General features: G+C 42.6%; 24 protein-coding genes. 9 read left to right on the plus strand and 15 right to left on the minus strand.

Annotated features, from left to right (window positions below; all coding sequences use genetic code 11):
- Window positions 1-457: 457 nt before the first annotated feature.
- Together CLV51_RS25795 and CLV51_RS25800 are read right to left on the minus strand one after the other, a co-directional pair.
- The gene (locus CLV51_RS25795; RefSeq protein ID WP_245898957.1) at window positions 458-1,321 is read right to left on the minus strand and encodes a phosphatase PAP2 family protein; all 864 of its coding nucleotides are present in this window, start codon (window positions 1,319-1,321) and stop codon (window positions 458-460) included.
- A gap of 53 nt (window positions 1,322-1,374) precedes the next feature.
- Complete coding sequence (locus tag CLV51_RS25800; RefSeq protein ID WP_106530997.1) at window positions 1,375-1,890, minus strand: FUSC family protein; 516 nt, start codon at window positions 1,888-1,890, stop codon at window positions 1,375-1,377.
- 107 nt (window positions 1,891-1,997) lie between these two features.
- Between CLV51_RS25800 and CLV51_RS25805 the strand changes: the two genes are divergently transcribed.
- Window positions 1,998-3,071 (plus strand): PCMD domain-containing protein, encoded by a 1,074-nt coding sequence (locus tag CLV51_RS25805; RefSeq protein WP_106530998.1) that lies wholly within the window; start codon window positions 1,998-2,000, stop codon window positions 3,069-3,071.
- A 20-nt stretch (window positions 3,072-3,091) separates the two neighbouring features.
- On the plus strand, window positions 3,092-3,862 hold the full coding sequence (locus CLV51_RS25810; protein WP_106530999.1) for an outer membrane beta-barrel protein: 771 nt from the start codon (window positions 3,092-3,094) through the stop codon (window positions 3,860-3,862).
- A gap of 94 nt (window positions 3,863-3,956) precedes the next feature.
- On the opposite strand, the gene CLV51_RS25815 is transcribed toward CLV51_RS25810, so the two are convergent.
- Window positions 3,957-5,513 carry a S10 family peptidase gene (locus CLV51_RS25815; RefSeq protein WP_245898959.1) on the minus strand — a complete coding sequence of 519 codons (1,557 nt, stop codon included), beginning with the start codon at window positions 5,511-5,513 and terminating at the stop codon, window positions 3,957-3,959.
- A 299-nt stretch (window positions 5,514-5,812) separates the two neighbouring features.
- The gene (locus CLV51_RS25820) at window positions 5,813-6,604 is read right to left on the minus strand and encodes a helix-turn-helix transcriptional regulator (protein ID WP_106531001.1); all 792 of its coding nucleotides are present in this window, start codon (window positions 6,602-6,604) and stop codon (window positions 5,813-5,815) included.
- An 86-nt stretch (window positions 6,605-6,690) separates the two neighbouring features.
- Here CLV51_RS25820 and CLV51_RS25825 point away from each other — a divergent pair, with 86 nt between their 5' ends.
- From CLV51_RS25825 to CLV51_RS25855, 7 genes are all read left to right on the plus strand, one after another.
- The gene (locus CLV51_RS25825) at window positions 6,691-8,028 is read left to right on the plus strand and encodes a TolC family protein (protein ID WP_106531002.1); all 1,338 of its coding nucleotides are present in this window, start codon (window positions 6,691-6,693) and stop codon (window positions 8,026-8,028) included.
- Between the two features lie 3 nt (window positions 8,029-8,031).
- Window positions 8,032-9,105, plus strand: a complete 1,074-nt coding sequence (locus CLV51_RS25830) for an HlyD family secretion protein (RefSeq protein WP_106531003.1) — start codon at window positions 8,032-8,034, stop codon at window positions 9,103-9,105.
- Between the two features lie 2 nt (window positions 9,106-9,107).
- Window positions 9,108-10,703, plus strand: coding sequence for an MFS transporter (locus tag CLV51_RS25835; RefSeq protein ID WP_106531004.1), 1,596 nt, complete (start codon window positions 9,108-9,110; stop codon window positions 10,701-10,703).
- Window positions 10,704-10,877: 174 nt separating this feature from the next.
- The gene (locus CLV51_RS25840; protein WP_106531005.1) at window positions 10,878-11,405 is read left to right on the plus strand and encodes a hypothetical protein; all 528 of its coding nucleotides are present in this window, start codon (window positions 10,878-10,880) and stop codon (window positions 11,403-11,405) included.
- A 139-nt stretch (window positions 11,406-11,544) separates the two neighbouring features.
- Window positions 11,545-14,382 (plus strand): S8 family serine peptidase, encoded by a 2,838-nt coding sequence (locus CLV51_RS25845; RefSeq protein WP_106531006.1) that lies wholly within the window; start codon window positions 11,545-11,547, stop codon window positions 14,380-14,382.
- Window positions 14,383-14,391: 9 nt separating this feature from the next.
- Window positions 14,392-16,068 (plus strand): amidohydrolase family protein, encoded by a 1,677-nt coding sequence (locus CLV51_RS25850; RefSeq protein ID WP_106531007.1) that lies wholly within the window; start codon window positions 14,392-14,394, stop codon window positions 16,066-16,068.
- Between the two features lie 225 nt (window positions 16,069-16,293).
- Window positions 16,294-17,739, plus strand: coding sequence for a hypothetical protein (locus tag CLV51_RS25855; RefSeq protein ID WP_106531008.1), 1,446 nt, complete (start codon window positions 16,294-16,296; stop codon window positions 17,737-17,739).
- A gap of 656 nt (window positions 17,740-18,395) precedes the next feature.
- Here the strand turns inward: CLV51_RS25855 and CLV51_RS25860 are convergent.
- From CLV51_RS25860 to CLV51_RS25910, 11 genes are all read right to left on the minus strand, one after another.
- A complete protein-coding gene (locus CLV51_RS25860) occupies window positions 18,396-18,674 on the minus strand; it encodes a hypothetical protein (protein ID WP_106531009.1) in 279 nt (92 codons plus the stop codon).
- Window positions 18,675-18,864: 190 nt separating this feature from the next.
- The gene (locus tag CLV51_RS25865) at window positions 18,865-19,329 is read right to left on the minus strand and encodes a hypothetical protein (RefSeq protein ID WP_106531010.1); all 465 of its coding nucleotides are present in this window, start codon (window positions 19,327-19,329) and stop codon (window positions 18,865-18,867) included.
- Window positions 19,330-20,043: 714 nt separating this feature from the next.
- Window positions 20,044-20,775 (minus strand): hypothetical protein, encoded by a 732-nt coding sequence (locus tag CLV51_RS25875; protein ID WP_106531012.1) that lies wholly within the window; start codon window positions 20,773-20,775, stop codon window positions 20,044-20,046.
- Window positions 20,775-21,215 (minus strand): hypothetical protein, encoded by a 441-nt coding sequence (locus tag CLV51_RS25880; RefSeq protein WP_106531013.1) that lies wholly within the window; start codon window positions 21,213-21,215, stop codon window positions 20,775-20,777. Before CLV51_RS25880 ends, CLV51_RS25875 begins: the two co-directional genes overlap by 1 nt.
- Window positions 21,212-21,763 carry a hypothetical protein gene (locus CLV51_RS25885; protein WP_146151384.1) on the minus strand — a complete coding sequence of 184 codons (552 nt, stop codon included), beginning with the start codon at window positions 21,761-21,763 and terminating at the stop codon, window positions 21,212-21,214. The genes CLV51_RS25880 and CLV51_RS25885 overlap by 4 nt, the downstream gene beginning before the upstream one ends.
- A 13-nt stretch (window positions 21,764-21,776) precedes the next feature.
- A complete protein-coding gene (locus CLV51_RS29255; protein ID WP_158267158.1) occupies window positions 21,777-21,920 on the minus strand; it encodes a hypothetical protein in 144 nt (47 codons plus the stop codon).
- An 11-nt stretch (window positions 21,921-21,931) separates the two neighbouring features.
- Entirely contained in the window at window positions 21,932-22,372 is a 441-nt protein-coding gene (locus CLV51_RS25890; protein ID WP_106531015.1) for a hypothetical protein, read from the minus strand.
- Window positions 22,373-22,481: 109 nt separating this feature from the next.
- Window positions 22,482-22,922: a hypothetical protein gene (locus CLV51_RS25895; protein WP_106531016.1), complete on the minus strand. Its 441-nt coding sequence runs from the start codon at window positions 22,920-22,922 to the stop codon at window positions 22,482-22,484.
- A 1-nt stretch (window position 22,923) separates the two neighbouring features.
- A complete protein-coding gene (locus tag CLV51_RS25900; RefSeq protein ID WP_106531017.1) occupies window positions 22,924-23,634 on the minus strand; it encodes a hypothetical protein in 711 nt (236 codons plus the stop codon).
- Between the two features lie 65 nt (window positions 23,635-23,699).
- The gene (locus CLV51_RS25905; RefSeq protein WP_106531018.1) at window positions 23,700-23,900 is read right to left on the minus strand and encodes a hypothetical protein; all 201 of its coding nucleotides are present in this window, start codon (window positions 23,898-23,900) and stop codon (window positions 23,700-23,702) included.
- A 19-nt stretch (window positions 23,901-23,919) separates the two neighbouring features.
- Complete coding sequence (locus tag CLV51_RS25910; RefSeq protein ID WP_106531019.1) at window positions 23,920-25,026, minus strand: hypothetical protein; 1,107 nt, start codon at window positions 25,024-25,026, stop codon at window positions 23,920-23,922.
- Window positions 25,027-25,076 lie beyond the last annotated feature (50 nt).

Consider the following 25,076-nt stretch of genomic DNA (forward strand, 5'->3'; position numbering starts at 1 on the left):
GATGGGATTCTTTTTTATAAACTCAGCCACAGAAAATAGATAATGCTAATATCATTTTGATAAAACTAAAATAAAAAGTATCAACTGAACAATTGTAAACCGGATGTTAAAGATTTTGGGATAAAGGTGCTGACAGTACATTTTAGGCAAGAAATCTTATAAAATGCAATTTTTTTTGGCCCGTTAACAAAAAGTATCAATAGAAACCCGCATTTTTGCCTCACTGAAAAAACGGGTGTTTGTAGCCTACGCCAATTTTAGTGTTCCGTCTTTGCCATATACGAATGACCATTCTCTAATATACATGTAATATATTACATGTGGAGCGAAATCAAAATAATCATTATTTTCTTTACTGCAGATGTTCCTGCGCAGCGCAACTTACCCGGATTACCGGATAAGCAGTGAAGGCTGTCAGTTGCATAGTTATTGGCTATTAGCCAATAACCAAAATGATTTATTTAGGGAAGAAGACAAGACTTAATCCTGCGCTACGAAACTGGGAGTTATAGTAAGGCATGATCATGGAAGTACCGCTGTTGCTTTTTTCTTTAAAGATTTTATTCACCACCTTACGCTGAACCCATGGATACATCCAGTAAGCCGCTTTGGTGCTTAATATTCCAAAACCAGCACCGGCTACTACATCGCTCAACCAATGTTTGTTGTTGTACATCCGTAGCGCACCGGTAGCAACTGCCGCAGCATAACCACCCACACCATACCAGATAGACACATCCTTGTATTCCTGCCTCATAAATTCAGCTGAAGCAAAAGCGGTAGCTGTATGCCCTGAAGGGAAGGAGAGATAATCAGAACCATCGGGCCGCTGTTCGTGGCTCCAGTTCTTTACCGCCTCTACACTACCTGCTGTTAATACGGCAGAGATGCCGAGGATAATGGTACGGTCAACCAGGTTATGTTTGCCATGTACACCGGCAGCATTCAATATGTAAACAGCCGCTACTGGGCTGTATTGTAAATAATTATCTATGTGGGCACTGAATCCAGGGTGATCTTCTTTTATCTCCGCACTGGTGCTATGATTCAGATCTCTGAGAGATGGGTTGTTCAATGCTATAAAGCCGTAACCAATCATAGCCGCAGGAATAGCGATACCCGCTATAGAAGGATGATAAGGTGCTGCTTTTGCAGTTGTAAGATGAATGCCAGTAGTTCTTTTTGAAACAGGAGCCTCTATAGTGGCCATGTGAACGGAATCTTTACCAGCAGGCAGGGAATCAATTTTCTGGGCTGTTACTTTGTTAGAGCAGGTGAAAGCGCCCAACGCCAATCCTGCTGAAAATATCATTTTCTTCATGCATCACTCCTTGAAATATCAAAAATATTGGTCAATTCTGTAGTAATTCTGAGTTATTCTCCTCCACGGTCTGATTTGGGTAGCAAGCTTTCCACTGTATGTTTTGTATACTTATTATGATAAACAAATGTGATCAGCAAACCCAGCAAACATCCCGTTAAAACAGAGATAACCCTTGCCACTGCGGTATCCCAAAGATGCTGCCCTGCTTCATGCGTCATCACTATAATAGTTGCCGCCAGCGAGGTGCGCGTAGCAGCTTCCAGGTTGAGCACATTACAGAGGATCACCGTAATGAATACGGCCACACACATCATCAGTACCATATTGGGATGTAAAGATAACAAGAGAAAACCAGACGTAGCTCCTACAATATTTGCCTTGATACGTGTCATGGCTAATGTTAGTGCATCTGAGCCATCCGGAGACAATACCAGCATTACGGAAATCAATACCCATATTACGTCCTTATAGTCCAATGCCCATGACAGTCCAAGTACCACCAGCACACCTGTAACACATTTAGTGGCGTAAAGTAATAGTCGTTTTACTCTCTGTTTATCAACCATATTACAATGTTAGCATTTTTATGAAATATACAATCCTATGAATATGAAGATTTAACAGTAATAGATCTTCCTTACCTTTGCACGGTTTTAACAAATAGACAGGAAAAATGAATTTACGGAAACTATGTTGTTTAGCGGCCATCCTTGGCTCGCTACAATCTTGCATTAAAGATGCCCCTCAAAACCCCGAAGCAGATATTGTAAGCTTTACAGTAAATAAGGATGATCTGACCGGAGATGTATATATCGATCAGACAAATGCCAAGATCCGCTTATACCTGAAAGAAGAAGCATTTCAGAAAGGAATTGTACCCACTATTACGGTAAGTGCAGGAGGGCAGGTATCACCAGCCTCTGGAGATTCTTTGAAATTTGACAATAATGGCATTAAAAAATATGTAGTTACTTCTAATAACGGTGCTAACAAGAAAACCTATACAGTTGAAGTAATAAATATCGGAACGTGGAAATTTGATTTTGAAAAATGGGATACACTTTCCTATGAAGGAGCAGACTTTCATTATCTGAATCCGGCAGGTGAAGATGGGCATAGCGTTTGGGCTTCCGGCAATATTGGTATCGCTATTACTGGCGTAACTGAAATTGCAGATTTCCCTTTGCATGCTACAGCAAACGCATACGAAGGAAAGTACGCAGCCGAAATTGAGACGCGCCCGGGTAACGCACTATCAGGATGGATGAATATTCACATATTTCCCGGATCAATGTTCCTGGGCAACTTTACAACAGATTCCATGATGCAAAACCCACTGAAATGCCCGCAATTTGGACAACCCTACAGGGGAATGCCTAAAAGCTTCACGGGTTATTATAAATATCAACCGGGCGCTAAATTTCAGGACAGAAATGAAAATATAATTGCAGGAAAGACAGACGCCTGCGCTATCTACGCGGTATTGTATAATGGAACAGAACGACTGGATGCTACTAATATTCTTACATCAGAAAGAATAATTGCTACAGCAATACTGCCGGATGGATCAGCCAAAGCAGATTGGACACATTTTGATATCCCTTTCAAAGTTACGGGTACACCAGTAGCGCCTAATGCGCAGGTAATGATGGCTATCATAGCCTCTTCCAGCAGCGAAGGCGATTTTTACAGAGGAGCCATTGGCAGCAAACTGGTATTGGATAATATTGAAATTGTACACGAATAAAAGACGATCATCATAGACTTATGAATATAAAAATTACAGGACTGATGTTGGGTATGCTTACTGCTGCCACTCAGTTGTTTGCGCAGAATAACGGAAACGAACAAACGAAAAATAACGACTTTAAGCCACTATTGGAACACCGCATCCTGGCAGGATTTAACTTTGGCGCTACTGCACCGGTTAATTTCCCCAATACGATCCGTAAAATAAATGGCTACTGGCCTCAATTCTGTCCTTCACTGGGATATGAGTTGTCTTACCGCGCTACAAAGAAATGGGGGGCATCAGTAGCGGTTAAAATGGATTACAAAGGAATGGGTACCAAAGATGAAGTACAATATTTCCCTACTATTATCACTACCAGTGATGGCGGCCGTTTTGCAGGAACGTTTAGTGGTCAGAATCAAACGACAGTTCGTAATGCCTACGTATCTTTTCCGGTAAGTGCAGTATTTACACCTAATGATAACTGGCGTTTTAGCCTGGGTGGTTATGTGGCCTGGTTGTTCAGTTCCAATTTCTATGGTACTGTTTCTGATGGTTATATCCGTAATGGTGGCCCACTCGGCGCTAAGATAATTATCACGGAAGCGACCTTTGATTTCGGAAAAGAAATGCGCACTTTCGATTGCGGTTTGCAGGCGGGTGCTTCGCGCCGGGTTGGCAAGAAGCTCAGTGTAATGGGCAATCTCTCCTGGGGACTGCGCCCTGTATTTCCAGGTGATTTCAAAGGAATGGATTTCCCGATGTATAATATTTACCTGACACTGGGAGTAGCGTATAAGATCTAAATACTTAAAAAAAAATTACGAATTGCGAATTACGCTTATAGCGGATGATCTTTCCTTAAAGTCGTAATTCGCAATTCGTAATTCGTAATTTTTTTTAATACTTCGCTGACTGTCCTGCTTTAGGAGTAGCTGCACGGATAAATTCCCGTATGTCATCATTGCCTGTAGCCAGGTCATCTTTACGCAGGTACATCATATGACCACTGCGGTAGCCATGCCAGGAAAGCCGGTCTTTTAATTTGCCACCAGGATCCAACTGCCACATGCTGTATTTGGCATTAAAGTAATCGCAGGCACCATCATAATAACCAGACTGTATCATTACGTGGAGATAAGGATTTGCAGCCATCGCTTCCCGCAGATTTTCGCCGGTATTATCTCCGTTGCGGTCCCATGGATGCACGGGGCCAAACATCATGTATTTGAGGTCTGTACCGAACTTCAGTTCTTCCCGCAGGTAGATGTTGATAGCAGGTGTAAACGCGTGGAGCCAGGAAGTGAGTTCTGCATTATAGTCCGGACCATCACCTGCATCTTCTCTATCCATGCCACGGTAGCGGGAATCAAGGCGACCTACCGTAAATCCTTTATCACGCAGCAGTTCTTTCCAGAAAAAGCCGGGTGGCACATTGAGGTTGTGCTGCAGGATTACTTTTTCAGATAAGCCGGAGTAACGGGCCATTTTAGCCGCAATGTCTTTTCGTTTCTGTTCATCCAGAAATCCACCCTGACTCATGGCGGGTATCAATTCATGAATAGTAAAGTCTTCTACTTCCGGCAACACCGCATTTAAATCTTTCTGTTGCAGATCAGCCGGCAATGCTTTGTGATACCAGGCAGTAGCCGCAAAATAAGGCAGGCGTAATGCAGCATCTACCGGACCGCTGCGGGCAATGCCCAAATCGGTAGGAGAAACGAGTATTACGCCGTTCAGGTACATCCATTGTGCATTTTGCAGTTCCAGCGCGAGGCCGGATACACGGGTTGTACCATAGCTTTCGCCAACCAGGTATTTGGGAGATGCCCATCTGCTACGACGGGATACAAAAGTATTGATCCATTCCGCCAGGTATTTGATATCAGCATTTACCCCAAAAAATTTCTCCCGGGGAACGTCTTTACCTACAATGCGGGAAAAGCCGGTATTGGCCGGATCTATATAAACGATATCAGCGATATCGAGAATAGATTGAGGATTTTCGTGTATGCCATAAGGTTGTACCGGGTATCCTTCATCATCAATATTCAGGAGGCGTGGTCCGGTGTAAGCAATCTGCATCCATACAGAAGGTGTACCAGGGCCGCCATTAAAGGATATCACCAAAGGACGTGCAGCACGGTCCTTTACATCCGTTCTTTCATAATACGTGTAAAAGAGCCCGGCTAATACTTTTCCGTCCTGATCCCATACCGGTTGTGTACCAGCAATCACTTTATAAGGGATCTTCTGGCCCTTGACCGTTACCTCATGAAAGGTAGTTACCGTTGTATCCGGATTCAGGTTGATAGACAATTTTTGCAGTGCATCCTCTTTTTCAGCATTTACCGGAGCAGCAGCCTTTTTATTTTGCTGTTGAGCCTGTACCTGTTGCAGTCCGATCGTGCTTGCGAGCAGCAAAGGGAACATCACCTGCATTCTCATTTTGTTCATGTAATAAGAGCTTGATTGATTTTAAAGATTGTGCAAAAGCCCGATAAATTCAAACGTTTTAGGATAAACGGTGGGAGGGAAGGCCTTCGGCCTTTGTCTTTTCTTTACCATGATTAGACTGATTCAGATGATTACCCTGATTAGATTTCTTTCTTATAGATATGCTAACTGATTTTCCCAAAGCATATTATAAAACGATAAAGGTATTTTTAAAAAGAAAATGAAATCAGAAAAATCATCTGAATCAGTCTAATCATGGTAAAGAAAAGACAAAGGCCGAAGGCCTTCCCCCTATACACTCAGGGCTGAAAATCACTCGGTCTTTTGCCTACCAGCTTATAAAACGTATTACTGAATGCTGAAACACTGTTGTATCCTGTATCCCAGGCTATTTCGCTGATACTCTTTTGCGTTTCCAGCAAATAGCCCATGGCTTTGATCATACGTGCCAGTTTCAGGTATTGAAAAAAAGAGATGTCCATTGTAGCACGAAACAAACGCGTAAGTGTGCGCTCACTGTAGTTAAAAGCATGTCCCACAATTTCCAGTGTGAGCGGTTCCGCGAGATTTTCCTGTATATATTTCAGCACTGGCTGCAGCCGCGGATTTTCTGTAGTAGGCAGTGTAATGGGCAGTGGAACGGTACTGATGTCCGGCAACATATTTTTAATAGCCTTGATGAAAGGAAAACGCCGGTCATCAGGATACACATCACCATCCCAGGTGGCAGTATGCAGGATCATTTCCAGCAGGAGGTTACCAACAGGATAGATCCCTGTTTGAGTATAAAACGGCACCTCCTTGTCTTCCTGCTCGCTGAAGAAGTAGATGGTGCGTATATAATTGGCCGGGTAGCGGTGCTGAAAATAATGCTCAACACCAGCTGGCACCCACATGTAGTGCCGGGCTGGCAGGAAGTATGTTTTATCTTTTGTGTATAAAAATGCAGCTCCACCTTCAACATAGGTGAGCTGTCCTTTGTTATGCTTATGATATGAGAAGTGACGCTCTGTTTTCCAATGCCATATATAAGCGGAATCCGGAACAGCATCCACCTCTTCCAGTACCAGTTCTGGTTTAATATTTTTCATTTGGCCGGATCTAACAAATTTATGGCAATTTATAGAAAATAATTTAACTGATAGGATTGGAACTTTGCATCTTCATTACAATAAATATGTTTAGAATCACTAATAAGTGGCTGGCTGGTGGAATGTTATTCACCATTTTATTCAGCACCGAAACATCCATTGGTCAGGACCCAGAGAAGAATACCCTAACGTTAACGGATGTATGGAGAAAAGCAGAAACCTACAACAAACAATTGCAGATGCAATATCTCCGCATTCAGCGCATGGACGAGAAAACAAAAACCGCGAAAGATGAGCGACTACCGGAAATAAAGGCAGATGGCCTATATGCCCGCGTTTCCAATCTGGCTATGTATGAAGATGGACTGTTTCATGCACCCACGCAGTATCCTGTAGTACATGATTACTATAAAGTAGGAGCAGATGCGTATCTCAATGTATACAACGGTGGAAAAACTTCCCGTGAAATAGTAATAAGACAAACCGAAAGTGAACTCGCAAGAGAGCAGAAAAATCTCTCCGTAACTGAAATACGATATAAAGCGGCTTCTTTTTATCTCGATATCTATCGTGGACGGATGTACGAAAAAGTACTGCTGCAGGATATTGCTGAAAGAGAAAAGGAATTGGAAGAAATCAGACAATTGAACAAGAATGGTGTAGTACTTAAAAGCGACCTGCTAAGGGCAGCGCTGAAACTATCCAAACAAAAAATGACCCTGCTGGAGATACGGAACGGTATCCTTATCGCTAACCAACGTCTCAACATCATGATAGGGCAACCCGATAGCACCGATAACCCGGTGGCAATGGATACACTGGTGTTGCAGCACATACCTTCACGCACCTACGAAGATTATCTTGCAGATGCCTACGAACACTCGTTTGCATTTAAAATTTCAGAAAAAGAAACACAGCTGAGCGAATTGAAACTCAGAGATATAAAAAGCAATGTACTGCCTAAAGTAGGACTGTACGCTGAGTATGCCTATACCTATCCGCAGATCCTCTTTTATCCATATGCCATCAGTGCATATGGTCTGGGTCAGGTAGGTGTGAAGGCTGGCTTGCCTATTTCAGCCTTCTATCAGAATAAACATAAAAAACAAGCAGCTACTATTGACCTGGAACGACAAGAGATAGAACATGCAGACACAAAGGATCAGGTACGACAAGATGTAAAAGCAGCCTATGTACGTTATACCGAAGCGCTTACCCGCATACAGGTGGCCAATGATAATATTGTACAGGCCAAAGAGAATTTCAGGATCGTTAATAATACTTACTTCAATCAGCTCTCCCTGTTAACAGACCTGCTGGATGCAGAAACGCAGCTTTTACAATCGCGCTTCGATCTCACTTCAGCACAGGTAACAGCTCAATTACAATACTATCAATTACTGAAAGCAACAGGCAACCTTTAATATATGAATAAGACGAATACCAATACGACAACCAACAGAACCGACAGACTTATTTCACGGATCACTACCATCGTTGCATCCATTGTTGTGGTATGCCTTGCCGTTTGGGGAATTAAAACACTGCTCCACCAATGGAAGTATGAAGAAACGAACGATGCACAGATAGATGAATATATTAATCCCGTAGTAGCAAAGGTGACCGGCTATGTTGAAGAGATCCGCTATGAAGAAAACCAGGAAGTTAAAAAAGGAGATACACTGGTGATAATTGATAACAGCGAATACGCAGCACAGCAACAGGAAGCAGCAGCCTCCCTGTTAAATGCCAAAGCGCAGATTGCTGTGCTGGAAAGCAACGTGAGTACTACTGCACAAACATCTAAAGTATATCAGTCGCAGATTGCAGCAGCTAAGGCAAAGCTTACCAATCAGGAACAGGAATATGATCGCTATAAAAAGCTGTATGATGTAGAATCTGCTACTAAACAGCAATTGGAGCGGGTAGAAGCTGCACTCGCTGTAGCACGCTCTGATTATAATACTGCTATAGGCGCATATGAGGCATCCCTTGCTAAAATAAACGATGCTAAGGTGCAACAAAGTGCACTGGAAGCAGAGATCAAAAGGAGAGCAGCAGTCGTTACAAAAAATGATCTAAATGTTTCCTATACCATCATCACCGCACCATACAATGGAAAAATGGGTCGCCGTACCATTCAGCCTAAACAGCTGGTGCAAGCGGGACAGGTGCTGGCTTATATTGTAGACTGGGAAGCCGGTAAATGGGTTATCGCCAACTTTAAGGAAACACAGATCCGGCACATGTTTACAGGAGAAACCGCTATGATTGTCGTAGATGCTTTTCCCGGTAAAAAGATCACCGGAAAAATAGAATCGCTGTCAGGGGCCACCGGCAGCCGGTTTTCGCTGCTGCCTCCGGATAATGCCACCGGTAACTTTGTGAAAATTGCACAAAGAATTCCCGTACGCATACGGCTCGACGGAACATCTGAAGAATTGAAATTACTCTCTGCCGGTATGAGTGTGAATGTATCTATAGCTAAAGCACATAAATAATCATGAGTCAAGCCACACCCATATTCCGATCGTGGATACCTGAATGGCTGATCCGCTTTACTATTTTCCTGGTGCTGTTGCCAACAGTAATGCTGTTTGCTTTATCTACCGCTAATGTAAGTGCAGCAACGGGTTTCTATGGCGCCGAACCGCAGGACATACAGTTTTCCATGCTCATCTATTACGCCTCCCTGGCCAGTTTTACGCCATTGGAAAAACGTTTTTTTAGTCGCATTGCTACAAAGGAATACTTTCTCATATGCATGGTGTTACAGGTATTGGTAACATTTTGGTGCTACCATACCCGCGAATTGCCTGTTCTTTTTATCTGCCGTTTTTTACAGGGGATATTGAATTGTGGCGTTACCAGTATTTGTTTAACCTTACTCTTCAGCAGACTAACATCTGAACATGCCCGCGAAACCGGCTACGCTATTTTCTATGGTATGATCCTTTGTTCCGGTTCTCTCACCTCACTCGTAACCGCACCACTGGTAGATGATTATGAGTACAACGTACTGTACAAAATGATCATTTATACTTTTGTACCTGGCGCTGTATTGTTATTGCTGCTCATGAATAAGGTACACCTGGCCCGCAGAACACCTTTGTATCAACTGGATTGGTCCAGCTTTCTGCTGTATGCACCCATGCTCATTTTACTTGGATATATTATGATATATGGGCAACAGTACTACTGGTTGCAGGATGCACGGATTGTATGGAGCATTGCAGGAATTGTATTTCTAACGATTTTTTTTGTAATAAGACAATTCAGCCGGAAGCGACCTTTCATTCATATGGAAGTATTCAAATCCAGACCTTTCTTATTTGGTTTGTTGTTGCTGGGTTGCCTGTACCTCATCAGAGGTTCGTTTAATATTACCACCAGTTATTTCTCTACTGTGCTGGGCATGGACCCGTTGAATACCTATGAATTGTTAACTTATAACATCGTGGGTATTTTGATAGGGGCTACGATATCGGCCAGACTGGTCATTAAAAAAAGACCACTGCAATTCATTTGGCTGGTAGGTTTTTTCCTGTTGCTGGTATTTCACAGCTCCATGTATTTTTTATTTGCATCAGAGGCAGATAAGATCACTTTTATTTTGCCATTGATCATACAAGGGCTGGGAGCCGGTATGCTGATGACGCCTATCATTCTGTTCATCATTTCATCTGTGCCGGAAAGTATGAGTCCTTCAGCATCTGCGGTGGGGGTATTTATCCGTTACGCTTTTTTTGGATTGAGTACAGCGCTTATTAATTATTTCTCGCTGTTTTTCTCGAAAATCCATGCCATGCGCATGAGCGATGGCATTTCCAGGGTAGACAACGGATTAGCAGAACGATTAAATACTTATCAGTTGGCATTACAATCCAGGGGACTGATACCTGATCAGGCTGCAAAGCTGGCGCCCGGACTTTTAGAAAAAGCTATTCAAAAACAGGCCTTCTTAAAATATGCAATGGATTATTATGAGCTGGTGGGCATCCTTATTTTGGTAGTGATGTTATTGATTGTGATGACGCCATATATTAATCGCACGATCATTAACGTGAAGTACAAACAGCCTGCTGCAGCTACGTTCTAAGCTTTTTCCTGCATAGATAATTGGCCGTAACTGATTATCTGTGCAGGAATTAATATAACAGGTTGAACTATTTACGTTTGTATCTTGTTAACTACAATACTTCCTGCGCATAAAACATATCAGCATCATCTTACCGGACAGCATTTCCTATCTAAAACAATTAATACTTAATGTATGAAGAAGATCCTGGTAACTTGTGCACTGATGGGTGCCACTTTAACTATGTTTAGCCAGAATGTAGCTAACCTCAATTTCAGAAGAGTAGACAAAGAAACGGTACCTGTAGAGGTGACCGGTACCGCTGAAAGGGATTTTCCCAATGGTAGCATAACATCTTATTTCGCAGTTCCCGCGGAATACACAAAAGAAGATTGGCTCGTAACGTCCAGTGGTAAAACAAAATCTACGGATCATCCGGATTATTATTCTGTAAGTGCAGAAAAGAACGGAGATACCTATTATGCCCTGTATTCCAAAACAGGAAAGAAGATAGCAACACAGGTAAAGATAAAAGATGTGCCTTTGCCCGATAATATTGTGAAGCGTATCGAAAAGGACTATAAGGGCTATACCATTGAATCAGATAAGTATACCCGTTTGGTTAGTGAAACATCTAAAAAAACATATTTCAGGGTAACTATTGCAAAAGGCAACACTATAAAAAAGTTGTTTTTTACACCAGATGGAAATCCTGTTAAATAAGTAGTTGATAAGAGATAGATAGCGTCGGTGGCTGATAGCTGCCGGCGCTTTTATTTTAAAATAACCTAAAATTCCAGTATATTCATAGTAGATAATCCCGTTAAAGAACATATCTCTTATTCCCAATAGCATATACCCCATGATATCTCATTGGCAAGTAGTACAGGAAGTTGCCAGTCGTTTTGGCGGCCGTCAGGATCAGTTTGAGGCCGCCAATCGCAAGCTGTGTGCATTCCGGGACGCTAATATTCCCATCGTTAAGCTGGAAGATGATCAGACACGTATTGGTTATCGTATAGCAAGAGAGAATACACCTGTATTGGCAGAAGCCATGGAACGCATTAATGGCACCGCTGATTTCCAGGACAATTATATTTTAGACAGACTTTCAGATTTCAGTCATGCAGTCTGCCGTCTCCTGAAGGGTGGTTCTCCCATAGGCACCGGCTTTCTGGTAACACCTGATATTTTGCTCACCAACCATCATGTCATAGAATCTGTGCAGGATGCAAATGATATGGTGGCAGAGTTCAATTACGAGCTGGATGGGATTTCCAAAACATTAAAAAAATCAGCTTCGTTCCGGCTGGATGCCAGTAAGTTTTTTCTTACTTCAAGCCTGGAGGTGAGTAAGCTGACACCTGATACAGGACTGGATTTCACGCTTATTGGTGTGGATGTTACCGGCACTTTTGGCGAACCTTTATTGCAATTCCGGCCTATAAAACTGGATGGTAATGTTGGTAAAATTATTAAAGGAGAATCCTGTATTATCATTCAGCATCCCAGCGGCTTACCGAAGAAGGTAGCCTTAAAGGATACTAAATTCTTTTCGGAAACCGGTACCAGGCTGGTGTATGAAACAGATACGCTGCCCGGATCTTCCGGCTCGCCGGTATTTGCATTGGGCACCTGCGAAGTAATTGCATTACACCACAGTGGCCTTTCCCGCACAGATGATCAAAACCGGGTACTTACCAAAGATGGTCAGCTGGCTACAGCATCCACACCCGACGATGAGATAGACTGGATAGGTAATGAAGGTATTAAAGTAAGTGTAATTGTAAATGCTGTAAGAGATGCGTTGTTGCCTGCATCCATGGAAAAAGGCCGTCAGGCTTTACTCAGCGCAACGCAGGAAGCGGCTCCCCAATTACAACAGGCCATGCCTGATAAATCTGCACTAAAAGCGGAGATGGATGATATCTCCAATGTTCCGTCATCTCCCGGCCAGCTTCCTGACCATTCATCCCCACATCCTCCTGTTCAATCACTTCCCGTAAAAGAAACATCTATGGATCTGTCCACAGGCACTGCTGCAAGCAGTCAAAGCAGTTTTATTATTGCCGTTATCAATAAGCCTGCGAGCATTACGGCTATTGAAGCCATCCTGTCCGCAAAGTATCCGCCACAAGTCCAGATTGAGCTGATAACGCCAGCTACGGCAGTTCCGGGCAAAGAAGAATTATTTACGTTTACCGTTACATCCCGTAATAATCCATTTGAAGAAGCAAAGCAGCTGGCGCAGATACCGGGTATTCATTATGCAGAAGCAGATGTGCCCCTGTATCTCAATGCAGATACGGCTCTTGTGAGGAGAGGTCCGGCGATGACAGCGACAGAATCCGTTTCTCTTGCTGACGATGGATACGGTATACCAAATGAACCGCGATTTCTCGACGACTATACGAATAAAGCAAAGAGTCCTTATGTAAATGAAGGGCAGTCTGCTGCAAACCGCCAGTGGAACTGGTATGCTACCGGTTTCGATAAAGTACTGATAAATGCTACGCCGGTATCGCCCAATGAAATGGGAATACGTGTAGTTCAGTTTGATACCGGGTTTACAGATCATTCCAAAGTGGTGGGAGGTTTTGATAGCGCACACGATTATAATTTTTTAAATAATACTGATGATGCCACAGACGTGCGCACAGTGGGGATTGGCAAGTTCCCGGGACATGGTACGCGCACCGGAAGCCTTCTCATAGGCAATGCTTTTTCTCCGGCAGCTGATAATGGCAATTGTGGCTTACTCACACCCGTTAACTATAAGCTTGTTCCTTTTCGTATAGCCGAAACCGTAATACTCATCAACAGACAGCAACAACTGGCAGCAGCGTTGGATAGGGCTGTTGCAGCAGGCTTTGACATTATTACCATGAGTATGGGATTACCCCCAACGATTACTACCTCCAACCTGGCCAGGAAGGCTTATGAGAGCGGTGTGATCTGGTGTTGTGCAGCCGGTAACGAAGTACAGGCAGTAGTAGCGCCAGCGGTATATCCCGGTACCATTGCGGTAGCCGCATCTAATCCGCTGGACAGAGACTGGTCAGGATCTTCCCGTGGAGATACTGTAGATATTACGGCGCCCGGAGAAGACGTATACGTGCCCATCTGGCAGGAGGGAGGACAACACCCGGAAGGTTTTGCTTATGGAGACGGTACCAGTTATTCCACACCACATGTGGCTGCCGCTGCTGCTTATTGGCTGGCAAAATATAAAGAAGTATTAAAAGGTCCTGAATATGCAGGCTGGAAAAGGGTAGAGGCCTTCCGTACTGCGTTGGCATCATCAGCCAGAAGAAATAATCAACTGCCAACAAAAGGATTTGGTCATGGTATGCTGGATGCAGCAGCATTGCTGGCAACACCACCTGTACCTGCCAATGAATTAAAAAATGCCTACGATAACTGGTCGGAAAGTGCATTCCTCGACACGGTGCAGGGGTACGATGAAATAGTAAAAACGTACTGGAATAAATTGCATAACTGGATTGCAGGTACGCCACGTGGAGGACAAGAGTCATTGGCACCGGAAGTATTATCATTATCTCCAGCTGCGCAGCTGCTGGAAAAAGTTATCTTTCATACAGTTAGCAGCAGCTATGAAAGCGTTGCGCCGGTTGGCTATAACACATTGCTGGCGCGCTTTAACACCATTCAGTCTATTGTAGAAAATTCAGCTAAATAACTCATTCTCATGGCTAATAAGATATTTGATTTTCATTTTCATTTGTTGTTCAAGCATTATATCAGCAACAATCCGGATGTAACAGTAGCGGTGAGAACGAACGGAGTAGCAAAGATATTAAACGATATTATGGGCGGCCCATTTGATAGTCAGGCTTCACCGTCACTGGTAAAAGATAGCCAGTTATTTTTAGGGGTTACCGCTATTATCAGCCTGGAGCATGCCTTTGCCAATAGGGTACTGAATATACTGGGTAAGGATTTCTCCGGCATTCTGCCATTGGACCAGGTGTTGTTTCAGCAAACGAGAGATGGATTGATAGATTATTTTTCAGCGTTTAATAAGCACCTGAAATTTTATCTGGATCAGCAGGTGATATTGTCTGCTGCACCTTATCATATTAATTATACGGGCAGACAGGATTGGCAGGGGAAAACCGCTGCCACCATTGCAGCAGCGCTGCTGGCGGAACAGGAAAAAAGATACCTGGTTTTCTCCATAGAAGGAGGTCATAACCTGTCTGATGTGCCTATTCATGGTACAGCCATGTCCAGGACACCGGAATTAAATCTGCAGCAGTTGCAGGATAGAAAAGATGTTGATTTTCTAAGCATCAATCTTTGTCACCTGAGTTATATTCCCGAGCAGCCGTTAGGTGGTTTTGCACAAGGACTTAATAAGGTAGCACAGGTTGCCTTCAGTAGCGAGGACTTCATGCCCAAAACAGGTCTGGGCATCACAGCATTAGGTAAGAAGGTAGTAAAACAGGCATTAACGCATCCCGACAAACCTATACTCATTGATGTAAAACATATGAGTGCTTATACCCGTGCCGATTTTTATAATTACAGAGAGCAACTAATCAATGATACCCCAACTATAGCAAGACTACCCATTATTTCATCGCATACGGGTTTTACTTTTAATACACTGGGTGAGTATCTTAATAAAAAAGAATTCCGCGCTACAACAAGCGTGGAGAATGGAATAGCCGTATGCCTGGTAGAACCGGAGAATAAAGAGATCGGACGCACTAATGATAGAATAAACCGCGGACTGTATAGCAATCCCTGGAGTATTAATTTGTTTGATGAAGATATTGTAGAGATAATGACCTCCAAAGGCATGATTGGTATAAGTCTTGATCAACGGATACTTGGCGCAGATAAGATAATTGACAGTAGCAGGACACAATATTTTGAAGGAGAATATATAGCAAAGGAAGAATGGGAAACAATGTTTCGCGATGGCTTGCTGCCAGGAAAAGAAGGATTGTTTGATTTCCTGAAAAACATAGCGCCATCAAGGGCAGAGCGACATATTATGCTGTTGTGCATGCACATCGTTTATGCGGTACGCGTTGGTTATCAAAATCTTGCCTGGGAAGCCGGAACTTCTCCGTGGAATCATATATGTATAGGCTCTGATTTTGACGGATTGATAAATCCTATTAACCGGTTGGATAACATCGCACTGCTTTCAAATCTGCGTGATGGATTAAAACAATATATACCCATTGCAGATAAATATCTCAGCAGTGATAATGCAGCAATAGATAGTGTGAGGGCGCTGCATTATAATGCGGATGGCACATTTGATGGACAATATTTAGATAGAATGATAGACCGTTTTGTTTACCTTAATGGAGTAGACTTTACAGCGCGGTTTTTGAGCAACTGGCATTAACCATAAACTGATTGAGAAACTTATAAAATTCCCTATTCAAATATTATTTGTAAAACAATGAGTTATCAATAGATTTCCTCAATGAATTTTGCCAGATGCGTAGCCAGGGGATCTCTGCCATTGAAAACTAGCCTTGATTTGTGTATATTCATACTAGAGATAACCATTCAGATTTAAATACGTTAGCCCGGAGATATTTATTGTTAACTTAAAAATGTTAATCCCATGTCTGTAATTGAGCGTTCCGGATTTTATCAGGACATTAATGGAGATTTTTTTCTTGTAACACAAGGAGGTTCCGGGTGTACATTTGTGGCCGGTAAGCAGTGTCTTTTCCGTGTGTATATGCAACCCTCGCAGTTGGATGACGTTGATACTGTAGTGATTGTTATCTCCGGAAATACGATGAAAAAAACTACTGCTATCGTTGTTCCTAAAGCGAATATTATTATATTCCGTACAACGCCTGATGGCCCTGCTGTTGGAGTGATTGTGAAGGGATGTATCTTCCCTAAAGCCGGTCAATATAATGTAACAGTTTCTGCGAGATCAGCACTGGGTGTAGTGTTGGCGCAACCAGTTATAGCACCTCTGGTATTCTATCCTACAAAAGATCTTAGGTTATTGGTTGTGCCTATGTCTCACCAAGGCGTATTTGACCCAACGCAGGAATGGTATAAGGACATAGCAAGTAGCATGTTGCGTTTGGGTGCTATGTTTCCTGTAAGGGATTGTGTACAATCGCTGAATGCCAGCAAAATGGCTGGTTTGCGATATAACGTCGGTGATAAGTGTGATGGATGGACCTCAGGTTACGAAGACTGTGTATATAACCAGACGATACAAATCAATAATTCTCCCGGAGACCATATTGATGTGACAATTGAATTTCGCTGGGGATTCTATCTACCACAATACAATCCTCCTGGAGACCCTAGTCCCGGAGGGAATTCAGGACGACCTCAACACCACCCCAATCTGAAACGTGCATCCTGTGTAGCAGGGCCTTATAACGGCTTTCAAATGACAGCACCTTGTTTTGCACAGGAAATAGGCCACAATTTCGGATTGGAGCCCGTAGGGTCTCCACATTATCAAGACCCTTATGATCCAGGGCATTCAAAAGATTCAGTTGTCGTAGATCCTTTTGCATTTGACTTTATCAGGCAAACTTCATATTTACCTGCTCAGCCACCAGCCAGCGTCCTGGGGGATGTGATGAATAACTGGACAACAGGTGCCTGGCAGGGAGCGGATAGTGTATCGTATAATGCTTATGACTGGGAATATTTACGTCAGCAATTTATACAGCTCGATTCGACTGGGACAGAAAAAAATCCGGCTTTAAATAATCCTTGTGATCCATTGTATGCAAAATGGCCGCATTCTATGCCCCCAGAGCCCCCGTCAACTTATCAGCATCTGATCGGCAGCCCTGCCGATGGCCGTCATTGGGTGTGGACAAACCATGGCTTGCAGCCGATAGACCCGGATAATCCGGTATTCCGGAAGCCAGCACAATACAGTGCGGCAGCTACAGGATTGAAAATTATACTGGAAGAATTAGCAGATCATAAGGTAAGTGAGGTGTATTTACCGATGAATAATAAACCATTGGAAGTAGTAGCGGCTATCAGCGGAAATATTTTTAGAAGCCCACAATTATTATAGGAGGATTATTCTCTCAATTACCTCGCAAAAGAGGGGCCCAATTAGGCTTTAAATTTTAAAGCTATGGCATAGCCCAGTCCCGCAGCTTCAATCAAAGTAACTCACATGCTTCTATATGAGTTCGCTAAGACGGTCCTTAAGTAAAGAGGAGCTTAGTAGTTAATTATGTAATACCGTACGGATGTTTTTATATTTAACATAATATAAATTATAGGAATAGTCAGATACAAAAAAAGGAACAACCCGTTCCATGTTAAAATCTACGCCTTCCAGCCTTGAGCCTACATCTTAGACGTTTTTTCCAGCAAATCAAAGAACTAACGAAATAATAATAACGCTCCGAAGATATAATAAAAAAGCATCCAACCCAATAATTTGCGCTGGATGCCGAAAAGGTGAAAATTCTATCATAAAAGCAAAACCGGAAAAGTCCAAATATAAAACCCCCTACTGCGGCGGGTCTTCAGGGACGAGCACCTGGTCAAAACTCATAAAGCCCGCGACTATGGCGGGCCTCCGTCCGTGTCCAGGAGAATAGAAATTTATACCCACACCGGTAAAGGTTTTCAGAGCCTCGCACCAGGTGCTACCGGTAACAAAAAGGGCAGCGTATAAACGCCGCCCGTGCTTTCCTCAAAGTGAAATCAATAAAAATGTTAGGGGGAATCCTTATATGGAACCCCATATTTATCAAAGGTTTGATAGATACCATCTTTCAATAGTACCACTCTATGCCTATGTATTAAGTCCTCAAAAAACATATCTACAAGATTGTCTGTTACTTGACGGTCTATTTCTGGTTCACTAAACCTTCTTTTAAACTCATTTATATCGACTACACTAAAACGCTTTCTACAAATAAACCAAAATCTCTCGTTCATAGATTGAAGCGTCCTAGCTTCAAAATCCGTAAATCCCGCTCCTGCTATTCGCATATTACCAAATTAAAGTTGTCAATAATAGCTAAATTATCATTCAAATAGTATTATTAAATAACAAAATAATATCAGGTTAAGTATAAACAAAACCCGGTTTCCACTCTGTTGTTTAATAAACCCCGTAATAAATTCCCAGTAATCCTGGCAGAATTGGTAAGCCAGGAAACCAGCTTTTGCACCTCATTGTTTAGTTGTATTTATATGTATCAGTAGTAGCGGGGCTTTCGCCCTCTTTGGATATTGAAAACGTGTATTTAACTCCATAAAAAAAGGAGGTTAGGTAGATACCCAACCCCCGCCAGAACATAACTATCCTGGCTACCTTCGACGCGAAGATTATGGTTTTCCACTTGAGAATGTCGTCAGGCTTACTAAATTGTACTTGTAGATTTTCAAATCTGCGCTCCCAGTAAAGGCGACATAAAACAACTTCCCATTTAAAGGGGTCAGCAACGTAATACACGCTGGTAATTTCCTTGTTACTATAATCACTTAACCCGGTTATTTGTAGCCTGAAAAAATCCTCTTTCTCCGAAAATTGATTATCGGTCATCATGTAAGACGCATACTCGCACGCGATTTCAAGCGTTTCAAATAGAACAGTAATTGCAAAATCTTTATCTGAGCTGGTTAGCAGAAGTGAAGCAGACATACAGAAATTATTTTGAGGTTCCGAAATTTGTCAAACAGACCGGGGGGGCGCTGCGGCCGCGCCACCCCCCTTCCCCCTCCGGCCTGGGGTCCCAAACAATGTGGGGGGCGATTGTTCCGTTACGGCTAAAATGTAATAGACGTGCAAGAAGCCTTGCACAGCAGAAAAAAACATTTCATCATTTTCGATTTCTATAATGGGAAGGCTACGATATTCAGGGAGAGATCGAACCCACGTATACATTCTTTTCAATACCATATCAGCTTGGGACAATTTGAAAACCTGTGATAACTCAATTACAGAGGGTTCGCACGTACAAAACACAATATCAGTATGAGCTGAGTAATGTGATTGCAAAAGCGGTGTCAAAAGTGTGGTAAAGGTTAAGAAACATTGTCGAACCGGAAGCGGAAGCGAAGAAAAAGCTTTGCTATTACCTGGACCGATTGTAATACGCCATAACCGTGTTATGGCATCTGGATAGTTAAACCATTCGTACAATTCTATATACGCCGAATTGTGGCTGCTTTGGTCATTTTGGTGTTGCATAACAAAAGGGGCTTGGTCACTGTCAAACAACATCGATGCCGTGGCGCCGAAGGTTTCGGATACTTGCAACCCGATGCCAAGCCCCAGAAGTTAAATATCTCCGGGGCGGCAACCAGGCTGTTATTTTATTCGATAGTTGTTTGACACGGCGAATATATGTTTTTTCTACAAAACACGAAATAAAATATGCTCCCCTTTTTTTTCGCAAATATAGCTTCCTGAATCTCTATGCAATATTGAAACGTCCAGATACGTGGGCCAACACTGTGTTTTCAGCGTTTCAACAATTGATCCAGATAGAGGGGAAACATAAATATGTTTGTAGTCAACTGTATATTGGTACGTGTCTTTTTCGTATATCCCTTCAGGTAGTTTTTCTGTCACCTCCTTAAAAACAAAGCCGAACCTTATAAGCCCTGACGGGTGACTTTCACCATCTACGTGTGAAGTAGCTGAACTATGAACACACTGCACAAAGTCCATACCTCCCCGGTATGGCCACCATGCTTCTATAGTGTGAATATTTCCCTCCATTCCCATCACATCCCAGGCGCTAACCTTGTCGTCCGAGGCATAACCATTCGGAAGTACTAACCCCCTAACACGGAGAACGTGGGGTAAGCTATCAGGTAAACTTAAACGCATTAAAGCAGTCCAGTGATCACCAGCACCCATAAAACCTTTTTCTAAAACTATATCATAAACAGAAGCACCAACGCTGGCAGCAGTTACCCACTGATCAGGTTTATTTAAAAACGAAATCCAAATTTCATCTAACGGCGGAAAAATCCCCAATCCTAATCTTTCCGCTGTAGTCTTTTGTAACTGGTACTTAGGCGCTCTTATATGGGCAAAAAATTGATCATTAAACGTGTAATTATCGCTATGTCCGTGCATTATTCCAGTGAATTAATTATAGTGATTTTTATCTGCGATTGATCGCCGCTACTCAGATACTTTTTAACGTCAGCCATCAGGCTTTTTCCGTGGGCTACCTGCGCGTAAAATTGGCTAGTCAGCTTCGCTTCTTCTACAGTGTTCAACCTGTTTAGATTCTGTATTACTGCTGGTTCGTCTTCGGTAAATTTCCAGTCCGTCACCGGGATAAACCCAAACATGTTGTGGAAATCCCAAATTGCTTTTTCGCACTTCGCCGCCACATCTTTACAAACCGCGATCCGCTCTGTGCTAACGTTACTAGCTTTCGCCAGGGCGTCCAGCTCTGCGATGCTACTAACAACCGCGCCCGCCGACTTTACACCTTTATACAGGTGATAAGCTACGAATATCAAACCACCATACAACAGGTACTTTTTCCAATCTTGTTTTTTAATCATCTTGGCATATTTAGAACATAGTACATAGCCGCCAGGAACACAGCTATTGAAATAAAGATGAATCCATTTGCCGTTATAGTAGTAATGGGAACCCTACCGGTCATTAGCTTTTCTGTCGCAGATAACCACTTCTTTTTAACCTCACCTTTTGTTATGGTGCCGCTGTGATCCAGGTCAAAGGCTTTGTTTTGATCGAATCTCTTTGTTCCCTGGATGGCGAAAACAGTATCATCCGGTTTATTAAAAAGGACAGGGTGTAACATTAATGCATATACGTCAAACGGCTCGTTTGGTGGCTGAGGAAATGTCTTTTTCCATTGCTTGAAATATTTCTCTACATACACCAACTGTTCAGCAAACGTCATTCCTGGTAAACGCAGGTACAAACCCTTTTCAAGACCTTCCGCGGTGGACTCCAAAAACTGTATTAAGCCAGTAGCCCCGCTCTGCTTATTTTTTATAGCAGGATCAAAAGTACCACCCGTTTCAAAGGCGATACTTTTGACCAGTGACAATGCAGGAAAAGACAAACGTTGTTCTACCTGCAAAAGCAGGTTTAAGTTATAGCTGCTTAACATCTTGCTTCTCTTTTGTTTCCAGTAATTCCGGGTAATTCTCTGAAACCTTTGTCATAACGGTTTTCACCGCCTCCAGGACAATTATAATAACGCCTGCATATTTCAGGACTTTAAAAATACCTTTCATTTTAAGCAGTTTTATTTTCTTTTACTGAACGTACCAAAATAGCCACCATTGGGCGCGTGCGGATTAGCTACCATCTGCAAATCAGGGACAATTAACACCCTGCGGCTAATACTGTAGAACCCCGTGAATGTCTTACGACCAGTGGCAAACTGCACACTTACAACCCAATGTTCAAAATTCGCGTTACTAGTTTCCCGCTCTTTCCGTGGTACAGCAATGAAGGTGATAAAGCCACGGGAACGGCTTTTGTTCCATCCCGTTAGTAAATTATCGTCAACCCTTTCACCTGTTTTACGTGATACCCAACCGTTTTTTAATTTACAGCCGCTTTTTTTTCTTGCTTGTCTTTGTGGCCGACCTGCATAACTATAATTAGTTCTTTTAGCATAGCCACTGCCACCGCCTGAATAGGCGCTCCGGGAATAGTTCCTATTGAAATTATTGTATGCCATTTATCTACGTTTATTACGTTTCATAAAATAAACTACCACAAGAACCGCAGCCAGTGCGGCGGACAGCTTGCCCGGTGTTGTTGCTAAAAACTCTTTTATCTTTTGCATTTTATCTGCGTTTGTGTTTTTTGTTAGTGTATACTTTGTAAATCAGAAGCGCCAAACCTACGACAGGTAACCATTTTAAGTAGGTCCATATACCTGCATCTTTAGCAGCATTCGCAGCCTCTAAAGACGTAACCGCAGCAGAGGCACCAGAAACAGCACCTAAACCCGCAGTAGTTAGTAATGTTTGTCCGGCGGTGTTGAACACAGGAATTGCCCTGCCATCCTTTTGTACCCCGTATTTTGCCTGATAATCTGAATCCGACATGTCTCTTTTGTCGGCGTCCTCCTGGCTGATCATCATGGCCCCCTGGCCAACAATTTTACTAGCCACGCCACCGACAAAAGGAATAATTCCAGCGACCGTGCTGCCCGTTTTTCGCAAGATGTTACCAAGGAGAGTCCCTCCAGGCTTGCGTTTGAAAAGATTGCCTAAAAATGACATACTAGAAAGTTTTATGTTTTTCCGTGAAGATCACGAAAGGGTTATAGTCTTTGGGGGTAATAGCAACCTTGTAAGCATCATAGCAACTAATGCTTATATAGTTCTCAAATCCAGCCACCACAGCAGTTCCAGCAACGTTAACGCTCACTAAATCGTTGATCGCGCGGCCTAAATACTCCAACTCCAACCCACTATATTTCACGGTTTTAGATGGATACACGATGTCAATTTCATCGATTTTACTGGATGGCAGATGTAGCATTGTGCTGTCTTGAACATTCAAATCTTTGGTCTGACCGGTAATGGTGACGGCGCTGATAGCCTTGTAGGTCGCGGAAAGTATAGGCGCATCAATGCTACTAATGTTCATCACATTTGTTTCTTTTGCTCCCTCAAAACTTATTTTTATATACTCTCCCTCCTCCAGATGCAGGCTGCCATCGGGAGAAAGTTTAATCATGCCCTTTGCTATATTGGCATCTCTGAGGTAAAACCCTTCTTCAAAAGTGTTCATTTCCAGAGCTACGGAAAGCGGAAGGCGCGGGTAAATCTCTTTAGAACCGCGATTCTTAGAGAAAAAATCAATTTTAACATTAATACTATGTAAGTCAAGCCCGGTCGGATCTGCCAGCCAAAACCCAACGGCATGAGCGCTGGATTGAAGGTAAATATCATCCTTGCTAGAACCTGTAAAATTAGAAAGTAGTTTCATTGTGATTTAATATTTTAACAAAGAACTACCTTCTAACCTACATGAATACACGAAACACACCCGTTTTAACCCTTTTTAACCCCATTATTACCCTCCTGCGGGTCAATGGTTACACCATACAAGTATTTAAGATGGTGGTCCGTAATGCGCTTACTACCCACTTTACGGCGATCCTCCGCGATCCACGTTTTTGCTGTTTTTTCCGAAACGCCGAAAATTACCCTGTAATCCTTATGTGTCAGCACTTTAATGCAAATGTTTGTCATGGCCTACCGAATTTTATAACTACTCAAATAATTTCTCCTGGATATATTCATCGTCAATCAGTCCGGCCTTTCGGCCCAAAACGGATAGTTCAGCCGATCCACCGGGGAAATGTTGTAGGTACCATTCGATCAGATTGCGTTGTATAAGAAACTCCATCAAACTTTTTGCACCATACAGGAAGTAGTTTTTATCAATCGTTTTTAAGTACTGATTATGGGCTTCAAATCTTTTTATGACAACCTTGTCCATTCGGCTGCTTTCTATCTTCTCCGTGAGCCTTAAAATGACAGTATTGGGCTTATCCAGGTGAAGCAGTACTACGTCTTTCATTCGATCTTTACGTGTCCCCTGGTTATTTTCTACGAAGGAGAAATATTTGAAGAACAAAGTTTTAAACAAAGTAAAACTAGTTTCATTGTCCACTATTGCAAGAGCCTTGCAGGCGACTGTTTCGCCAAAATCAAAATCTAAAAGTTCTTTGCACGAACTTTTCATGCTAAATTCAATCCTCCATACTTGTGCATCCTTATGGAATCCAGCATCCAACCACATTTGGCGTATCCATGGCTTATCTTTGTTGTCTAAAAGCTCTTTGGATTTATTGTATAGGTAATAATTAATTTCGCTCGTTTTTGAACCGAAGCGCAGGTAATCATAACTGTTTTTCTCCAGGTGGTTACCGGTAATAGTAAACTTGGCTTTATTCTTTTTCAGGTACTTTTCTTGTAGGAAATTTTTTATTAAATCTTCAGGCGGCATTCCGCCTGAAAAATGGGTGAAGTCCAAAGCTACGTCCATACGGCTGATGGCGTGAAAGCGAAAACTATATTGATCTAACAGGTTAACTACAAACTCTTTCAGAGAGGATTGATACAGAAATTTATTTTCGATTTTTAATAGCCCCATATCATTTCCCAGGAACGCGGCGTGCGGCTTGCAAGCAAGCACCGCACACCGTTCGTATGTTCCGTTGGGCATTAAGACACTTATTTCATAGACTTCACGAAATTGCCTCGTTTGATAATCTGTCTTTTCGGTGTGATAGGTGAAATTGTCTTTTGCACCTATTTCGATAGGGCATTTTACATGGACTTGTAACCAATCGATGACGTGACAATAATTCATAGATAAACGCGCTTAAAGTGAGCGTTAATCTTCGTTTGCTTGGAATTACT

Origin of the sequence: Chitinophaga niastensis, from assembly GCF_003014755.1 — a bacterium.
GTDB lineage: Bacteria > Bacteroidota > Bacteroidia > Chitinophagales > Chitinophagaceae > Chitinophaga > Chitinophaga niastensis.

Excerpts from the sequence above, each read along its gene's own strand:
- CLV51_RS25795 (WP_245898957.1), bottom strand. The coding sequence starts at position 1,321 with ATGAAGAAAATGATATTTTCAGCAGGATTGGCGTTGGGCGCTTTCACC.
- CLV51_RS25800 (WP_106530997.1), bottom strand. The coding sequence starts at position 1,890 with ATGGTTGATAAACAGAGAGTAAAACGACTATTACTTTACGCCACTAAA.
- CLV51_RS25805 (WP_106530998.1), top strand. The coding sequence starts at position 1,998 with ATGAATTTACGGAAACTATGTTGTTTAGCGGCCATCCTTGGCTCGCTA.
- CLV51_RS25810 (WP_106530999.1), top strand. The coding sequence starts at position 3,092 with ATGAATATAAAAATTACAGGACTGATGTTGGGTATGCTTACTGCTGCC.
- CLV51_RS25815 (WP_245898959.1), bottom strand. The coding sequence starts at position 5,513 with ATGAACAAAATGAGAATGCAGGTGATGTTCCCTTTGCTGCTCGCAAGC.
- CLV51_RS25820 (WP_106531001.1), bottom strand. The coding sequence starts at position 6,604 with ATGAAAAATATTAAACCAGAACTGGTACTGGAAGAGGTGGATGCTGTT.
- CLV51_RS25825 (WP_106531002.1), top strand. The coding sequence starts at position 6,691 with ATGTTTAGAATCACTAATAAGTGGCTGGCTGGTGGAATGTTATTCACC.
- CLV51_RS25830 (WP_106531003.1), top strand. The coding sequence starts at position 8,032 with ATGAATAAGACGAATACCAATACGACAACCAACAGAACCGACAGACTT.
- CLV51_RS25835 (WP_106531004.1), top strand. The coding sequence starts at position 9,108 with ATGAGTCAAGCCACACCCATATTCCGATCGTGGATACCTGAATGGCTG.
- CLV51_RS25840 (WP_106531005.1), top strand. The coding sequence starts at position 10,878 with ATGAAGAAGATCCTGGTAACTTGTGCACTGATGGGTGCCACTTTAACT.
- CLV51_RS25845 (WP_106531006.1), top strand. The coding sequence starts at position 11,545 with ATGATATCTCATTGGCAAGTAGTACAGGAAGTTGCCAGTCGTTTTGGC.
- CLV51_RS25850 (WP_106531007.1), top strand. The coding sequence starts at position 14,392 with ATGGCTAATAAGATATTTGATTTTCATTTTCATTTGTTGTTCAAGCAT.
- CLV51_RS25855 (WP_106531008.1), top strand. The coding sequence starts at position 16,294 with ATGTCTGTAATTGAGCGTTCCGGATTTTATCAGGACATTAATGGAGAT.
- CLV51_RS25860 (WP_106531009.1), bottom strand. The coding sequence starts at position 18,674 with ATGCGAATAGCAGGAGCGGGATTTACGGATTTTGAAGCTAGGACGCTT.
- CLV51_RS25865 (WP_106531010.1), bottom strand. The coding sequence starts at position 19,329 with ATGTCTGCTTCACTTCTGCTAACCAGCTCAGATAAAGATTTTGCAATT.
- CLV51_RS25875 (WP_106531012.1), bottom strand. The coding sequence starts at position 20,775 with ATGCACGGACATAGCGATAATTACACGTTTAATGATCAATTTTTTGCC.
- CLV51_RS25880 (WP_106531013.1), bottom strand. The coding sequence starts at position 21,215 with ATGATTAAAAAACAAGATTGGAAAAAGTACCTGTTGTATGGTGGTTTG.
- CLV51_RS29255 (WP_158267158.1), bottom strand. The coding sequence starts at position 21,920 with ATGAAAGGTATTTTTAAAGTCCTGAAATATGCAGGCGTTATTATAATT.
- CLV51_RS25890 (WP_106531015.1), bottom strand. The coding sequence starts at position 22,372 with ATGGCATACAATAATTTCAATAGGAACTATTCCCGGAGCGCCTATTCA.
- CLV51_RS25895 (WP_106531016.1), bottom strand. The coding sequence starts at position 22,922 with ATGTCATTTTTAGGCAATCTTTTCAAACGCAAGCCTGGAGGGACTCTC.
- CLV51_RS25900 (WP_106531017.1), bottom strand. The coding sequence starts at position 23,634 with ATGAAACTACTTTCTAATTTTACAGGTTCTAGCAAGGATGATATTTAC.
- CLV51_RS25905 (WP_106531018.1), bottom strand. The coding sequence starts at position 23,900 with ATGACAAACATTTGCATTAAAGTGCTGACACATAAGGATTACAGGGTA.
- CLV51_RS25910 (WP_106531019.1), bottom strand. The coding sequence starts at position 25,026 with ATGAATTATTGTCACGTCATCGATTGGTTACAAGTCCATGTAAAATGC.